The sequence below is a fragment of the Halorubrum sp. Hd13 genome (genome assembly GCF_002252755.1).
GTDB lineage: Archaea > Halobacteriota > Halobacteria > Halobacteriales > Haloferacaceae > Halorubrum.
Map to the genome: position 1 here is coordinate 56,585 of NZ_NHOY01000116.1, position 14,699 is coordinate 71,283.

The 14,699-nt window shown below is 65.6% G+C and carries 16 protein-coding genes; 8 read left to right on the top strand and 8 right to left on the bottom strand.

Annotation, left to right across the window (positions count from 1 at the left end; all coding sequences use genetic code 11):
• Window positions 1–4: 4 nt before the first annotated feature.
• The 4 genes from pstB to DJ81_RS16175 are packed head-to-tail and all read right to left on the bottom strand — an operon-like array spanning window position 5 to window position 4,871.
• Window positions 5–946 (bottom strand): phosphate ABC transporter ATP-binding protein PstB, encoded by a 942-nt coding sequence (pstB, locus tag DJ81_RS16160; protein ID WP_094526895.1) that lies wholly within the window; start codon window positions 944–946, stop codon window positions 5–7.
• A complete protein-coding gene (gene pstA / locus DJ81_RS16165; RefSeq protein ID WP_094590560.1) occupies window positions 943–2,511 on the bottom strand; it encodes a phosphate ABC transporter permease PstA in 1,569 nt (522 codons plus the stop codon). Before pstA ends, pstB begins: the two co-directional genes overlap by 4 nt.
• Window positions 2,508–3,635: a phosphate ABC transporter permease subunit PstC gene (gene pstC / locus DJ81_RS16170; protein ID WP_094526897.1), complete on the bottom strand. Its 1,128-nt coding sequence runs from the start codon at window positions 3,633–3,635 to the stop codon at window positions 2,508–2,510. Before pstC ends, pstA begins: the two co-directional genes overlap by 4 nt.
• Before the next feature lie 51 nt (window positions 3,636–3,686).
• Window positions 3,687–4,871 (bottom strand): substrate-binding domain-containing protein, encoded by a 1,185-nt coding sequence (locus tag DJ81_RS16175; RefSeq protein WP_094590562.1) that lies wholly within the window; start codon window positions 4,869–4,871, stop codon window positions 3,687–3,689.
• 340 nt (window positions 4,872–5,211) lie between these two features.
• Here DJ81_RS16175 and DJ81_RS16180 point away from each other — a divergent pair, with 340 nt between their 5' ends.
• From DJ81_RS16180 to DJ81_RS16190, 3 genes are all read left to right on the top strand, one after another.
• Entirely contained in the window at window positions 5,212–5,733 is a 522-nt protein-coding gene (locus DJ81_RS16180; protein ID WP_094525178.1) for an Lrp/AsnC family transcriptional regulator, read from the top strand.
• Between the two features lie 142 nt (window positions 5,734–5,875).
• Window positions 5,876–6,010, top strand: coding sequence for a hypothetical protein (locus DJ81_RS19830; protein ID WP_254921650.1), 135 nt, complete (start codon window positions 5,876–5,878; stop codon window positions 6,008–6,010).
• A gap of 145 nt (window positions 6,011–6,155) precedes the next feature.
• Window positions 6,156–6,344 carry a hypothetical protein gene (locus tag DJ81_RS16190; RefSeq protein WP_094590564.1) on the top strand — a complete coding sequence of 63 codons (189 nt, stop codon included), beginning with the start codon at window positions 6,156–6,158 and terminating at the stop codon, window positions 6,342–6,344.
• 51 nt (window positions 6,345–6,395) lie between these two features.
• Here DJ81_RS16190 and DJ81_RS16195 read toward each other — a convergent pair whose 3' ends face one another.
• Window positions 6,396–6,911, bottom strand: a complete 516-nt coding sequence (locus DJ81_RS16195; RefSeq protein ID WP_094525180.1) for a redoxin domain-containing protein — start codon at window positions 6,909–6,911, stop codon at window positions 6,396–6,398.
• Between the two features lie 175 nt (window positions 6,912–7,086).
• Between DJ81_RS16195 and DJ81_RS16200 the strand changes: the two genes are divergently transcribed.
• On the top strand, window positions 7,087–7,872 hold the full coding sequence (locus DJ81_RS16200; RefSeq protein WP_094525181.1) for a TSUP family transporter: 786 nt from the start codon (window positions 7,087–7,089) through the stop codon (window positions 7,870–7,872).
• 104 nt (window positions 7,873–7,976) lie between these two features.
• Here the strand turns inward: DJ81_RS16200 and DJ81_RS16205 are convergent, their stop codons facing one another.
• The 3 genes from DJ81_RS16205 to DJ81_RS16215 are packed head-to-tail and all read right to left on the bottom strand — an operon-like array spanning window position 7,977 to window position 11,121.
• Complete coding sequence (locus tag DJ81_RS16205; RefSeq protein WP_094590566.1) at window positions 7,977–10,163, bottom strand: type B DNA-directed DNA polymerase; 2,187 nt, start codon at window positions 10,161–10,163, stop codon at window positions 7,977–7,979.
• Window positions 10,160–10,423, bottom strand: coding sequence for a hypothetical protein (locus DJ81_RS16210; RefSeq protein WP_094526899.1), 264 nt, complete (start codon window positions 10,421–10,423; stop codon window positions 10,160–10,162). The genes DJ81_RS16205 and DJ81_RS16210 overlap by 4 nt, the downstream gene beginning before the upstream one ends.
• Window positions 10,423–11,121, bottom strand: coding sequence for a hypothetical protein (locus DJ81_RS16215; RefSeq protein WP_094525184.1), 699 nt, complete (start codon window positions 11,119–11,121; stop codon window positions 10,423–10,425). Before DJ81_RS16215 ends, DJ81_RS16210 begins: the two co-directional genes overlap by 1 nt.
• 295 nt (window positions 11,122–11,416) lie before the next feature.
• Here DJ81_RS16215 and DJ81_RS16220 point away from each other — a divergent pair, with 295 nt between their 5' ends.
• The 4 genes from DJ81_RS16220 to DJ81_RS16230 all read left to right on the top strand — a co-directional run bounded on the left by DJ81_RS16220 (window position 11,417) and on the right by DJ81_RS16230 (window position 14,644).
• The gene (locus tag DJ81_RS16220; RefSeq protein WP_094590568.1) at window positions 11,417–12,427 is read left to right on the top strand and encodes a site-specific integrase; all 1,011 of its coding nucleotides are present in this window, start codon (window positions 11,417–11,419) and stop codon (window positions 12,425–12,427) included.
• A 312-nt stretch (window positions 12,428–12,739) separates the two neighbouring features.
• Entirely contained in the window at window positions 12,740–13,417 is a 678-nt protein-coding gene (locus tag DJ81_RS16225) for a hypothetical protein (RefSeq protein ID WP_212589845.1), read from the top strand.
• Window positions 13,418–13,949: 532 nt separating this feature from the next.
• On the top strand, window positions 13,950–14,342 hold the full coding sequence (locus DJ81_RS18905) for a hypothetical protein (protein ID WP_141212601.1): 393 nt from the start codon (window positions 13,950–13,952) through the stop codon (window positions 14,340–14,342).
• On the top strand, window positions 14,339–14,644 hold the full coding sequence (locus tag DJ81_RS16230) for a hypothetical protein (RefSeq protein WP_094590572.1): 306 nt from the start codon (window positions 14,339–14,341) through the stop codon (window positions 14,642–14,644). The genes DJ81_RS18905 and DJ81_RS16230 overlap by 4 nt, the downstream gene beginning before the upstream one ends.
• Window positions 14,645–14,699 lie beyond the last annotated feature (55 nt).

The window sequence follows — 14,699 nt, forward strand, 5'->3', positions numbered from 1 at the left end:
GCGATCACCCGAACTTCCCGCTAACGTAATCCTCGACGCGCTGGCTCTCGGGATTCTCGAAGATCTTCTCCGTGTCGTCGTACTCGACGAGTTCGCCGCCGGTCAGGAAGACCGCGGTCTGGTCGGAGACGCGGGCCGCCTGCTGCATGCTGTGGGTGACGACGACGACCGTGTAGTCCTGCGCGAGGTCCTCGATGAGGTCCTCGATCTTCGCCGTGGCGATCGGGTCGAGCGCCGACGCCGGCTCGTCCATGAGGATGACTTCCGGGTCCACGGCGAGACACCGGGCGATACAGAGCCGCTGTTGCTGGCCGCCGGACAGTCCGAGCGCGTTGTCGTCCAACCGGTCGTTCACCTCCTCCCACAGCGCGGCCCGCTCGAGCGATCGCTCGACGAGCCGCGCCTCGCGTTCGGGCTCCGCGCGGCCGGTCAACCGCGCGAGGAGGCCCGTCTCGATGTCGCCGTGTTTCCGCGGTCCGTAGGAGACGTTCTCGCGGATCGATTTGGGGAAGGGGTTGGGGCTCTGGAACACCATCCCGACCCGCTTTCGAAGCTCGACGAGGTCGACGCCGTCCTGGTAGACGTCCTCGCCGTCGAGCTCGACCGTCCCGTCGACGCTGGCGGCGCGGATGCGGTCGTTCATCCGGTTGAGACACCGGAGGTACGTCGACTTCCCGCAGCCGGACGGACCGATGAGCGCCGTCACGCTCTCTTCGGGAATGTCCATCGAGACGCCCTTCAGCGCGTGGTCGTCGCCGTAGTGGACGTCGAGGTCCTCGACGGCGACCTTCGTCTCGCCGCTCGCCTCGTAGCTCGTCCACTCCGGCCGCGTCTCCTCGACGGTCTCGCCGGCGGTCGTGGAGGCCCGCCGGCCGTCGGTGCGATTCGCCGTGACCGCTGTGGCGTCCGTGGCGTCTTCGGCGTCTGCGTTCTCTGTCTGACTCATTGGTGGAGTTTCCGTCTGAAGTAGTAGCGCGTCGCGATACCGACCGCGTAGAAGGCCAACACGACGAGCAGCAGCGTCAGCGCCAGTCCCCACGCGTACTCCTGCGGGTTCCGGATGTTCCCGCTCAGTCCCGCGGTGATGAGCGCGTACAGCTGATACGGCAGCGCGCTCGTCGCCTCCAACAGCGCGGGGTTGCTGACGAACGGCGGGGACGCGCTCAGTCGGAAGCCGCTCAACACGTTCGGAGCGGCCGACTTCGCCGGGAGGACGCCGCCGCCCATGGTCAGCAGGATCGGGGCGGTCTCGCCGGCGATCCGTCCGACACCGAGGATGACGCCGGTCGTGACGCCCGGGATCGCCGCGGGGAGGACGACGCTGCGGATCGTCTGCCACTTGGAGACGCCGAGCGCCGCGCTGGCGTCGCGGTACTCGTCGGGCACCGCGAGTATCGCCTCCCGGCTCGTGATCAGCACCAGCGGCAACAGCATGAACCCGAGCGTCAGCATGCCGGCGATCAGCGACTTCTGATTGCCGAATCTGGGGATCAGGAACGCGGCGCCGAACAGCCCGAACACGATGCTCGGCGTGCTCCAGAGGCCGTTGGTCGCCACCTCGACGGCGCCGGTGAACCGGCCCTGTTCGGCGTACTCGCTGAGGAACACGGCGGCGCCGACGCCGGTCGGCACGGCGAAGAGGACGGCGCCGATGACCAGCCACACCGTCCCCACGAGGGCGGGGAACACGCCCGCGACGTCGGCCAACAGCCCGGCGCCGTTGGTCAGGAACGGCCACCGGACGAGGGTCTCCCCGCCGACGCCGACCCCGTTCAACAGCCCGGGGAGTCCCTTCGCCGTGACGAAGGCGACGAGCCCGACGAGCACCGCCAGTATCGAGCCGACGACGAGGTAGATGAGCACGTACGCGCCGACGTTCCGCCCGCGAGCGCCGAACCCGCCGTACGCCTTCGCGGCGCTCCAGCCGGTCGCCAGCGAGGCGAACAGCACGACGGCGGGAACGACGGTGTCGCCGAACAGCGTCGCGTTGTATCCGGCGAGCGCCCGCTCCCAGCCGGGACCGACGACGCCGGTGACGAGCGCCAGCCCGCAGAGAACGGCGACCGCCCCCGCCGGCACCGTCGATCCGACGTCTTCGCGCGGGAGCGCGGTCACCGCGAACGCGCCCCCGCCGAGGACCGTCCCGACGCCGAGCCGGCCGACCGTCCCGATCCCGGCCGCTCCGGCCGCCGTCACCCCCGCCGCGAACCAGATCGCGGTGAACGCGACCGCGGCGACGACCCCCGCGCTGGGCTGGGGGGCCGCGTCGACGAACCCCAGCCGCGAGGCGACGCCGAAGCCGACGACCGCCAGTCCCAACGCGAGCAGCACCGCACCCAACGCCACCGACAGCTCGACGCCGGCGACGGGGTCGCCGATCTCGACGGCGCCTACCAGCGCCGCCAGGCCGACGACGAAGGCGACGCCGGAGAGCCCGACCGCGGCCCCGGCGGCCGCCTCGTACGTCGTGCGGTCGTCCCGGACGAGCGCGGTCTGCGTGGCGCGGCTCATTCGGCGCCCCCCAGGCGGCGACGCATCCGCGCCTCGATGTACTGCGAGCCGAGGCTCAGACACAACACGGTGACGAAGAGGACGACGCCGGCGGCGAACAGCGCGCTCTCGTGAACCCCGTTCGCGCTGCCGTACCCCCGCGCGATGAGAGACGTGAGCGTCTCGTAGCCGTAGAAGACGTTCACGAGCGGGTCGCTGATCCGCGGAATTCCGGCCAGCATCACCGTCGCGGCCATCGTCTCGCCGATCGCCCGCCCGACCCCGAGGAGCACGGCCGCCGAGACGCCGGAGAAGGCCGCGGGCAGCGTGATCGAGGTCATCGACTGCCAGTCGGTCGCCCCGAGCGCGAGCGACCCGTTCTTCATCACGTCCGGCACGCTCGTCAGCGCGTCCTCGGCCACGGAGACGACCGTCGGCAGCGCCATCAGCCCGACGACCATCCCGACGAACAGGTACGTCGAGCCGCCGTTGAGGGCGAACGCGTCGCTCGCCCACGGGTTGATGACGGTGAACCCGATGAAGCCGTACACGATCGAGGGGATCCCCGCCAGTATCTCGATCCCCGGCTTCACGAGCTCGCGGACCCGCGGCGGCGCGATCTCGGCGATGAACAGCGCCGCGGCGACGCCGAGCGGCCCCGCCACCAGCGTCGCGATGGCGGTCACCATCACCGTCCCGTGGATCATCGGCAGCAGCGAGTACCGGACGGGATCCGAGACGGCGTCCCAGCGGGTCTGCGCGAACATCCCGAGTCCCGGAACGGAGACGCCGAAGACGCTCGCCGCCTCGTACCGGAACGCCGGGATCGATTCGGCGAAGATGAACACGACGATGAGCCCGAGCGTGACGAGCGTCACCGTCGTCATCGCGAAGGTGACCGCGCGGGCGACGAGCGCCTGATGGCGTACCCAGCCGTAGCCGGTGGCGATCAGGAACGCTCCGAGCGGGACGGCCGTCCACGGCGACGCCAACAGGAACCCGACGAAGGCGGTCAAGAGCGACCCCATCGAGGCGATGACCACCGCCAGCGCCTCCGGGTCCGCGTCGTCGACGAACTCCCGCGTTCTGGTCAGCCGTCGCTCGATGCCAGCGCGCCAATCGGTTCGGGAGGTAGTGAGTGACATATAATGAGGTCGGACCGCGAGACGGGTGTCCGCGGGACCGAGGAGCCGGACTCAGGCCTGCTCGGGGAGCTTCTCGCGCTCGGCCTCGATGTCGGACGTGGGCAGCGTGATGTAGTTGACGTCCTCGACGAACGTCTTCTGGCCGAACTCGGTCAGGAACATGTTGAGGAACGCGGCCTCGCGCATGTCCGTGCCCTCGGGCGTCTCCTCCGTGATCCGAGTGTACATGTGCAGGTCCCGGTTCAGCGGGTACTCCGAGTCGAAGATGGTGTTCTCGGCGTCGGGGTCCGGGCGGTAGACCGTGCCCTCGAAGTCGATCGCGATCGCCTGGATCCCCGATCCGGAGAACGCCAGCGCCATGTAGCCGATGGCGTTGTCGTTGTCTTGGAGGACCTGTTGGACCTGCTGGTTCTGCCCGAGACGGGTGTCGACGTCCATCGGTGCGTCGGCGTCACCGAGCATGTTCAGGCGGAACGACGTGTCGGTTCCGGAGCCCTCGGCGCGGCCGACCACGTAGATCTCTTTGTCGGGGCCGCCGACCTCGCTCCAGTTGGTGACGTCGCCCTGGTAGATGCCGCGGATCTGCTCGCCGGTGAGCTGTTCGACGCCGGCGTCGTAGATCGCCTGACTGACGAACACCGGCTGGCCGTCCCGGCCGACGACGTGGTCGACGTAGTTCTCGTCGCGCTGCTCCTCGCTGATGTCGAGCTCGGCCGTGATCGGCCCGGAGGAGTTCCCGATGTCGACGAGGCCGTCTCGAACCGCCTCGCAGCCGGTCCCCGAGTGACTCAGCGCGACGCGGGTCGCGAACGGCGGGTTCGACCGCTCGCCGGTCGGCTCGAAGCCGTAGAGACCGGCGAAGTAGTCGGCGATGTTCTGGTCGGTCTCGATCTGGCCCCACCCGGCGACCGACGACTCGTCGTTGGACCCCCAGTACTCGCCGTCGCTCGCCGGCGAGTTCGAGTTCCAGTAGGAGCTCCCCTTGTTCGAGATGGGGTAGACCGTCGACGACCCCTCGGCCGTCACCGTCGCCGGCCCCGACGACCCGGACTCCATCGTGTTGCCGCTGTCATCGCTCTCGCTCTCGCTCCCCCCGTCGCCCCCGTCGCCGCCGTCGCTGCCGTCGTCGCTGTTGCCGCTGCACCCCGCGAGGCCGGCCGCCCCGATAGCGGCCGACGTGAGCAGGTATTTTCGGCGTGATACCGCGTCCGCCTGTCGTCCCGAATCGCGTGACATCGACTGAATGCAGGCACAAATCCCTTAAACTGGTTTATAATAGGTTAATACAATGGTATTTTCTGATCCCGTGCGACCGGCATCGTATTATATCGATTATTACTGATACTGATCGATATATAGCAAGAACGAGGGGCCGCGGCGAGCGGGGGACGAACCGACGCCTCCGGCCGTCCGTACCGTCGCGAGGCCGTCCGGATACCACCGGAGCTCCGGACCGAATCCTCGACTCCCGAGCGGGTCCGCGGAGGCAAGTCTATTTACTCAGCTACCGACACGGTACGAGTATGACTGACACTCGGTCGGCGCGCGGTCGGACCCGCTCAGAGGTGCGGGACAGATGAGCCTCGACGCCCGGGACGTTCGCATCCTGCGCTCGATCGCCGAGAACGACTCCACCAGCCCCGAACGCATCCAAGAGGAGACGGGTATCCCGAAGTCGACCGTTCATTATCGGATCAAGAACATGAAGGAACGAGGGGTGATCAAAAACGATCTGTTCGAGATCGACTTCGAGAAGGCCGGACTGGGTCTCACGGTCATCACCGAGGTTCTCGCCGAGTTCGGAGAGGGGTACCAGGAGAAGGTCGGGCGGGAGTTGGCCGATATCGAAGGCGTGAACGAGGTCTACTTCATGATGGGCGACACCGACTTCATCGTCGTCTCGCGGCTCCCGTCCCGCGACATGGTCGAAACCCTCGTCGAGGAGTTCGAGGCCGTAGACGGTATCCAACGGACGAGCTCGAAGTTCGTGATCACTTCGATCAAAGCCGACGAGAGCGTCGGGATGTTACGCGACTACGGCGAGGAGACCCTCCTCCGCTCGCACGGGCTCGAGGAGGCGGACGGCGACGTCGAGTGATCGGCCCCGCCGCGCCCGCAGCGGGCGACGAGTGAGGGTCGCTCTTCGAACGGGCGCCCGCATAGGGGTCCTAACGCCGTCCTCGGCCTCGACGACCCACGGGTACCGGACAGCCCCGTCGCTCGGCGTCTTCGAAGGCGCCTTGGATCGGACGGTCGACCTCGACGGGTACGGAACCGGCGACCCCTTCGAGTTCCTCGACGAGCCGAGCGAACCGGTCGACGAGTGGATCGACCGGGCCGTCGACCACCACCGCGACTCGCCCGTTTTCGACTAGCGGGGCGCCGCGATATCCCGGTCCGCCGTTTTTGTCCCCCCGATACGCCGTCTCTGACGCCCCGATACCCCCTCCCGGGGCCGCGTGTGTATCGCCGCCGCACTGCCCGACTATGTTTATCTGTTAATAAATTGTATGGTTGCGTATGTCTGACACACTTGAATGCCCGGAGTGCGAGGCGAGCATCGATTCGACCGACGACCTCGAAACGGAGGACGAGGTGACGGAACTCGAACCGGCGGACGACGGGTCGTTCCAACTCTACGAGAACCACGACCTGTTCCTCTGTAAGAACTGCCGGAAGCCGCTCGGCGTCTCTCGGCCGTCGGAGTAGCGGTATCGCGCGACGGCGTGGGGGAAGAGCGGGGCGCGTCGCCGCCGGCGCTCACAGGTACGACTTCCCGTCCGGCAGGTCGCACTCGTCGCCGTGACACCGCGCTGCGTGTTCGACGGCCGTAAGGTCCGGCTCGTCGGCCGGCTCCTCGCTCCGCCACGCGTACCGGACGGTGCGGTCGGGGTCGACCACGAAGAGGGCCGACCGCGCGACCCCGCGGTGGTCGTCCATCTCGTCGGCGCGCACGCCGTACGCCTCGGCGACGCGACCGTCGCTGTCCGAGAGCAGCGGGAAGTCGATCCGGTGTTCCTCCGCGAACGCGCGGTGGCTGTAGACGCCGTCGGTGGAGATCCCGAGCACCACGGTGTTCTCCAGGAGGGACAGCGCCTCGCTGTCCCGCAGCGTACACATCTGGCTGGTACACACCGGGTGGAAGTCGAACGGGTAGAACACCACCACGACCGCCCACCCGCTGTCGACGTACTCGGCCAGCCCGTGCGTGTCGATCCGCCCGCCCCCCGCCCCGGGGAGCTCGAACGTCGGCGCCGTCTGTCCGGTCTGAAGCATGCGTGAAACACGACGGCCGAGCGGTATGAGCCTCGGCCGATCGTGCGGTGTGATCGCACACACCGTTACGCGGCCGAGCCCAAGGCGGATGCTCCGGAAACTCGGCTTCGCGCGCCCGTGCCCCGCCGCCGCACAGGCAACGGTCGTTTATAAATAGGGATCACGTCTCGAACGTATGACCCTCGCGCTCTCCGTCGAACTGGCGGCGGCGATAGCCCTCGTCGTCGCGGTCGCGGGCGCCGTCAACGGGGTCGCGGGGTTCGGCTTCGCCGTCGTCGGGACGATGGTACTGGCCACGACGCTCGACCCCGCGACCGCCGTCGCGTTCATGATCCTCCCGATGTTCGCCGTGAACGTCGCGCTGGTCGGCGACCTCACCCGCGAGGAGCTCCGCACGTGCGGAACTCGGTTCGCACCGCTGCTCGTCGCCGCGCTGGTCGGCACGATCCTCGGGATGGCCCTGCTCGATCGGCTCCCCGAGGCGCCGGTGCGCGCGCTGCTCGGACTCGTCTCGCTCGCGTTCGTGGCGAGCGCCCAGCGCGCCGTCCCGTTGCCTCCCCCGCCCGTCGTCAGCGACCGGGCGGTCGCCGACACGCCGCTCGTCATGGGCGCCGTCGGCGCCGTCTCCGGCGTCCTGTTCGGCGCGACGAACGTGGGGGTGCAGCTCGTCGCGTTCGTGCGGAGCTTCGACCTCTCGCACGGGCTGTTCGTCGGCGTCGTCGCGCTCGTGTTCGTCGGGATCAACGGCCTGCGCGTCGTCGCGGCGGGCGCGCTCGGACTCTACCCGGACCTCGGGCTCGCCCTCGCGTCGGTCGCCGCCGCGGTCCCCGCCGTCGCCGGCGTCGCGGTCGGAAAGCGCCTCCGCGAGCGCGTGAGCGAGCGGCTCCGACGCGGGACCGTCCTCGGGCTGTTGACGGTCATCGGCGTCCGGCTGATCCTCGGCGGCGCCGGAATCGCTTGAGCGGCGGTCCCGATCTCCGCCCCACGCCGCACTCTCCGTGCGCCGCAATCGACTGACTCGGACGGAGATCGTCTGACAAGCGGGGTCTCAACCGGACCGCGACCTCAGTATCCCGCTAGCGTCTCGTCCCTCGTTCCGGCGAGGTACCGCCTGATCGCTCCGTCGCGCCACCCTACCGGAGCGAGCACGCTCTCCACGGCGCGCACGGCGGCGTCCTCGTACCACTCGGTATCGTATCGGTCGACCTCCTCGAACTCCAGGCGGACGCGCGCAGCGCCGCGCGCGTTCGCGTCGACGACGACGTATCGCACGGGCTGTCCCGCTGCCACCCCGGCCCCCTCGATCCGTGCCCGTTTCAGGGCGGCCACGGTGAGCGTCTCCGCCGAGTAGTCGTCGACGTCCCTCGACACGCGGTTGTCGACGACGAGCCCGGTGGGATCGACCGCGCCGTCACGGAGCTCACGAAGCCGGCGCCGAAGCACGTCACACACCGCCTCCGGCGACCGCGTCTCGTCGAACGCGCGGAGCGCCTCGGCTTGCACGCCCTCGACCCACTCCGGCGTCGAGCGCTGTCGCCCCTCGATGCCGCGGGTCTTGACCGCGTCACCGAGCCCCGTCTCGGGGTACTCCTCGCCCCGTCGCTTCCCGAAGTACCGGGTCAGCGCTCCCGACTCCGAGCTTCGCATCGGGCAGAACGCCACCCAGTCGAACGCGCACTCGTACTCCAGTTCGATGCCGGCGTCACGGCTTATCTCGTCGGCGACCGCCGTCAGCGGACGCTGTTCGCGGCCCTCGGCGGGCGTCACCCAGACGGAGTCGACGATCCCGTGGACGACGCGCCATCCGGCATCCTCCAGGGCGGCCTTCGCGTCGAGGAGGAGCTCGCGAGCGTACGCGTTGATCGCTTCGTGACACTCGATGCGCCCGAACTTGGCGTTGCTGAATCCCTGATACCCGAAGCAAGACACGAGGATCCACTTGATTGCCGACGAGGCGGCTTCCAGCCGCTCGCGCTCGTCGTCGTCGGCGTCGGGAATCTGCGCCTTGATCGCGCGCCGAGCGTCGATCAGCGGCCCGAGCACGTCGGGGAGGTAACCGTCGCGCTCGCAGATTGAGTACCCCAGTCCCGGCACATCGTCGGTGTCACAGCACCCGCACCGAACGGTCTCGGGCGAGATGTTGCGCGTCCGGATGATGTTGGGATACAGCGACGCGAAGTCGAGTTCGTGAACGTTCTCGTGGACACCGGTATCAGGAGCGAACGTCGTTCCACCGCGGTCGGCGTCATCGAGCGTCGACGCCGGTTTGAACAGTTCCGGCCGCCACGCCCGCCACGGAACGAGCACGTCACGGTTCCGGGCCTCCCGGATCTGCATCGCCGTCAACACGCGTCCGATGGAGGCCCACCCGAGCTCTTGTAAGGGCAACCCGGAGCGCTTGACGAGGTCGAGACACCCCTCGAGCCCCGACTCGTGATAGAAGAACGAGTTGGACTCGTCGACGATGACGCGTCCGGGGACCGCGTACCGCGCCGGCGAGTGCCCCACGTTCCCGTAGGACGTGTACGTCGACTCGCCGGCGAGTTTCGTGTACCCCGGTCTCCGTCCGAGTTCGAGGTCGACGTCGTACGCGTCGGCCGCCTCGAACAGCAACGGAACGAGGTCGGCCGTCGACACGACTAGCACATCGGGGTCGCGCTCATCGAGCGCCGCCCGAACGCCTTCCACGACCCCTCGCGGTGACGAATCGATTCGGTCACCGCCGACGGAGAGCCGCGGCAGCGACTCGACGCCCGATTCGTGGCCGGGGAAATCCAGGCGTACCGTCCGGAGGTCGCGAACCGATCGGTCGGGGCCAGCCGGCGTGTCCGTTTCGAGGCAGTATCGCAGCTGTCGCGTGAGGTCGACGTTGTAGCAGGTGTACGCGTCCGGACGGTCGAACCGGCGGACCCGTTTCGCGACCGTTCGGACCGCCTCGATCGACGTCGCGTCGATGCGGAGGAGCGGGCGGGCTGTCGTCCGAAACGTCTGGCGGTGTTCCTCGACGCCGAGCCCGGCGACCGCCTCCTGTCCGGCGAGAAACGACCGGAGTTCGCTCAGCGCGTGCGAGAGCCCGTCGCGAGCGGGCGGCGTCGGATCGGAGCCGCCCCGTCGCCCGTAGAGGTCGTCCGCCGAGTCGCCGACGAAGAGCGTCGGCCGGTAGCTCTCGCGGACGCGGCGAGCGACACCGTCCGACGCGAGCGTCCACTCGGCGACGCGACCGTCACCGAGGAAATCCACCGTGAGGGTCACGCTTCCCCGTCGGTGAGCGCTTCGACCCGCGTCTCGAGCTCGTCGATCCGCCGTTCCTGTTCAAGTAGGATCGCCATCCAGACGGGTGCCAGCGGATCCGGGTGGTTGAGAGTCCCCGCGGCGTCGGCGTGATCGCGGGCGTACACGAACAGGTCGTCGAATCGGTGCTGATCCGCTCGCCGGAGCGCCCGCCGGAACGCCCCCCACTCGTCTTCGATCGCGCCTAACCGGTCTCGGTACGTCGGATTCGTCCGACCCATTACCGGAGTCCGGATGTGACCGGCGTGCGTTCGAGCGCCGACGCCTCGTGCATCCGGGCGCGGTGTTCGAGGACCTCCCGCCAGTAGGTGAGCGTCGTCTGGAGCCACCCGTCGTCCGTGTGGTACACGAGCGTCTCAGCGTCGCCCTCCGCGTCCTCGAAGCGGGGCCCGAACGGCGTCGCTCGGCACTGGAGGCACGTCGCCGCGGCGCGGCGTAGCGGCCGCGAGAAGTCGTCCTCGCGACGCCGCGTCACGACGACCGGTACGTCGTGGACGCGAGCGACGCGCGCGACCGACGCGATCGCACGGACGAACATCCGCTCCGCGAGTTCGCCGTCGACGTCGGCGGCGCGATACATCCCGTCGAGTCCGGTCGCGACGACGACCGACGGCGTCTCTCGGGCGGCCAGCCGACCGGCCAGCCGGTCGAGGAGAGCGGTGTGCTGATGGGCCGTGAACCCGCGTGCCACCTCGATGCGGTCGAGCACGCGATCGGCCGGTGCGAGCTCGCGGAGGCGCGTCGTGTTCGCGCTGTTCGCGCCGTCGACCCAGAACGCCGGGTCGTCGCCGCCGAGCACTCGGTCGAGGAGAAGCGCCTGGACGGGCGTGACACCGAGCTCGTCGTCGACGTCGACGAGCGTGACCTCGGGTGCGAGTTCCGGGAGGTCGGCGGTCGGTCGTCGGGAACGGGTGTGCATAGTGGTGGAGACGACGAGGCGTCTAAAAGGGGTGAGCCATGGACGGACGGTGAAAGTGGAAGTGGCGCTCACCGCAACTCCTGAACCGCGCGAAGGCGACGATCCCTCACGTCGCGTGACGAACTCAAACCCGCCACTGGGGGTTCAGTTTATATACACCCGGCCGCCGTCACGTTTGCTCCGATAAAAAACGTGACGGGCGCGACGGGATAGCGGTCGCAGCATGAGAAAGTTGGTAATTCGCTGAACGGGTGTCGAAGGCCGTGCCTTCGTGTGGTTCGAGATCGATCGAACCATGGAACTCGAACCAATCGACCCCGAAACGGCGCTCGAGCTGTATATCGCGGAAAAAGAGACCTCGGTTGCGGACGCGACGGTCGTCTCTCACAAGTCACGTCTGAGTTTCCTGCTCAGATGGTGTGAGGAGCGCGAGATAGAGAACCTGAATGAACTGACCGGGCGGAGACTTCAGGAGTTTCGACTCTGGCGGCGCAACGTCGGCGACCTCACGAAGGTGAGCGAGAAGACCCAGATGGACACGCTACGCGTCTTCGTGAAGTGGCTAGAGTCAATCGACGCTGTTGAACAGAATCTCCATAAGAATGTCCTCTCGCCGGATATCACGTCTCAAGAGAATAGTCGCGACGTGATGCTCGAAACTGACGACGCCGAAGCGATGCTAGCCTACCTCGAGCGATACGAGTACGCCTCAATCAACCACGTGACTGCGACGCTCCTGTGGCACACGATGCTCCGGATGGGCTCTGTACGAGCGCTCGACGTCGAGGACTACGATCCAGAGGAGCAGTCACTCCGGCTCCGGCATCGACCTAGTACCGACACGCCACTCAAGAACAAGCAAGAAGGCGAGCGAATCATCGCCGTCTCAGGCGAGGTCTGTCTCGTCCTCGACGACTGGATCCGCGAACAACGACCTGAAGTTACGGACGACCACGGTCGAAACCCCCTTCTTACGACAAGAAACGGACGGGTTGCGAAGACTACCCTCCGAACGTACTGCTACCAGATGACCCGTCCGTGTGAGTACGGCCAAGAGTGTCCGCACGACCGCGACACAGCCGACTGTGAAGCCCTAGAGACGGGCGGGGCATCGAAGTGCCCTTCTAGTGTTAGTCCGCATCCGTTCCGTCGTGGCGCAATCACACACTACCTACAGAGCGATGTACCGGAGACGGTGGTCGGCGACCGGGCGAACGTGACGTCCGACGTCATCGACCAGCACTACGACCAGCGCTCGCAGAAAGAGAAGATGGAACAACGGAGGGGATACCTCGACGACATCTAAAGGCACTCCAAACTTTTGTTGCTGACCTCCCCGACACAGCGATACTCAATATAAGTACAATCACCATCTGTATATAAATTATAAATAGATAGCATAACAGATCCTTTGCATACCAAAGGATTTCGAATATTAACCCCAAGAATGGGTACAGATCCTTCTTGATATACCTATGTGGATACTGAATGTTGCTTTTTCCCGACTGCGAAACAGTGACCACACAGCCGATTTTATGATAGTGCTGTTATTATCTTGGAATCGTATTTTCATTACAGAATATCAGGAAAATGATTAAATCACCACGCTCCATTCTGCTTGGTAACAGGCGATATCCGGTGGTGGGTGACAATCGAACGAACACGAACCGACAAAGGCACCGAGCAACAAGATAACGAACAGACGGTCGACGACCAGCCTGACGCGAAACCATCAATAAAGCGACAGCGTGACCACCAGCCGGATGCCTATCCAACTGGCTATGACCCATTCGGCGAAACCCGAGTCGGGATTGGAACTGCGGACGGCAACATCGAACGCCTCATTCGACACAACGAAGGACGACATCATTCCGAGGGAAACCACAGCACACGGGAGGCCGCACGCGACAAAAAGCGGATCACGCAGTCTCTTTGTTCGTCGATTGAAGTGACACAGTATCAGCAACAACAGGCAATCTCCGCGATGGGAAGTATGAATCTCGACCGCTTCGGGCAACAGAAACGGATCGAGAAAGTCGCTCTCTGTACGATCAGAGTCGTCGTTGACCGGGATAGAGAACAATATTTTCTGAATGGGAAGGATCCTGCTGATCTTGACCTCACCACCGTTGATGCGGACCAATTTCCGACGAAGCTTGAGGAGGATTCACAGTACGATTCACTCTGTGAACAGCACGACCTCCCGAAGACGGACCGAAACACTATCACACGGCTCGTTAAGCGCGAACTGAGGCAGATCGGTTACTTTGAGCGGGAAGACCGGCCGTTGCGGTAATCCGAACCCTAGCCATCATCCTCCGCGATTGTTGCCGTTTCACCTCTCGATCGCTCAATTTCATCTTCCTTTAAGTGTTACTTGCGACAATATGCGGGTTGAGGAGGTCCGTCCGAGAGGTCCCCCGTAAGGGGGCCGATTGGTCGGCCCGTTATCGCGGCCGATTAATCCCCCTTCGAAGCTTATCGGCCTTCGGTATGCCGCTATTTAATTCTTGAAAGGGCTAAATAAGGCCCTTCGGGGTTTGAACGCTCGCGCGATGACCCCCCGAAAGACCACGGCCTATGGGGGGTCGACGTTGTACCGTTGTTTAACGACGCGCGCTTGATTCCCGCGCGATGTAACCCGAAGTCGTCGAATCCCTTTGCTCAGTACCGACCTCACGATTAGTCGCCATCAGCTCTTAGCCTCGCTACTCACTTTTCAGTAGCAGTAGCTCCGGAAGTTGCTTTCTGCGCCCAGTGGCGACGCTGTCCAATTATGCCGCGATAATCGGTTGAGCAGAGGCTTCGACGGGGAATCACAGAAAATAATGTTCGGACACTACACCCACGACGAGTCGTACGTCCCGCCAATTAACGAGCCTCACGCCTACGAGCAGTGGGAAGCACGCACGCCTGCAGAGATATCGCTTGAAGAAGGCTGGCGAGCGGCCATTCCGGTCCATGCTCCCGAGTGTAACGCGACGTTCACTCGGCTGTATGCCCCGTACAACGTGCTGTTCGTCGTACGTGACGGGATCTTGCGGACAGAGCTGAACAACGACGGTCGCATCGACACAGAAGGCCTCTCAACCTGTCCGTCCTGTGAGGAGCTTATTGACCCGCTTCGAGCAGAGGGTAACTGTCCGTGGTGTGATGCTGTACTCCCCAACCGTCAGACGACAGGGGGAGTCACCCTTGTCACCGGGGGTGCACAGCGATGAGTGGACCACCCAAAGTGGAGCTAGGCGATCTAGACGGGACGCACGGTTGGGTCCGGACATCGGGGTTCGTCAACTGGATCGAGGACGTCGCTTCGCACCAGCCGCAGCAGCGCGTACATCTCGGTGACGATTCGACGCAAGAAGGTGTTATCTGCACGGTCTGGACAGATGATATCGAGCTGGAGGAGGGTGTCGGCTACTACTTCGGTGGCATCGATGACACCTACGAGAAACGCGAGGAGGTCCAGCTGAAACTGGTCACGAAATCCTGGGCGAACGAGTTCTGGCGGCGAGACCAGTAGAGTAGCTCAGAATGACCTTCTCACTAGAACTGCTCGGCTCTACGGGCCTGAAACG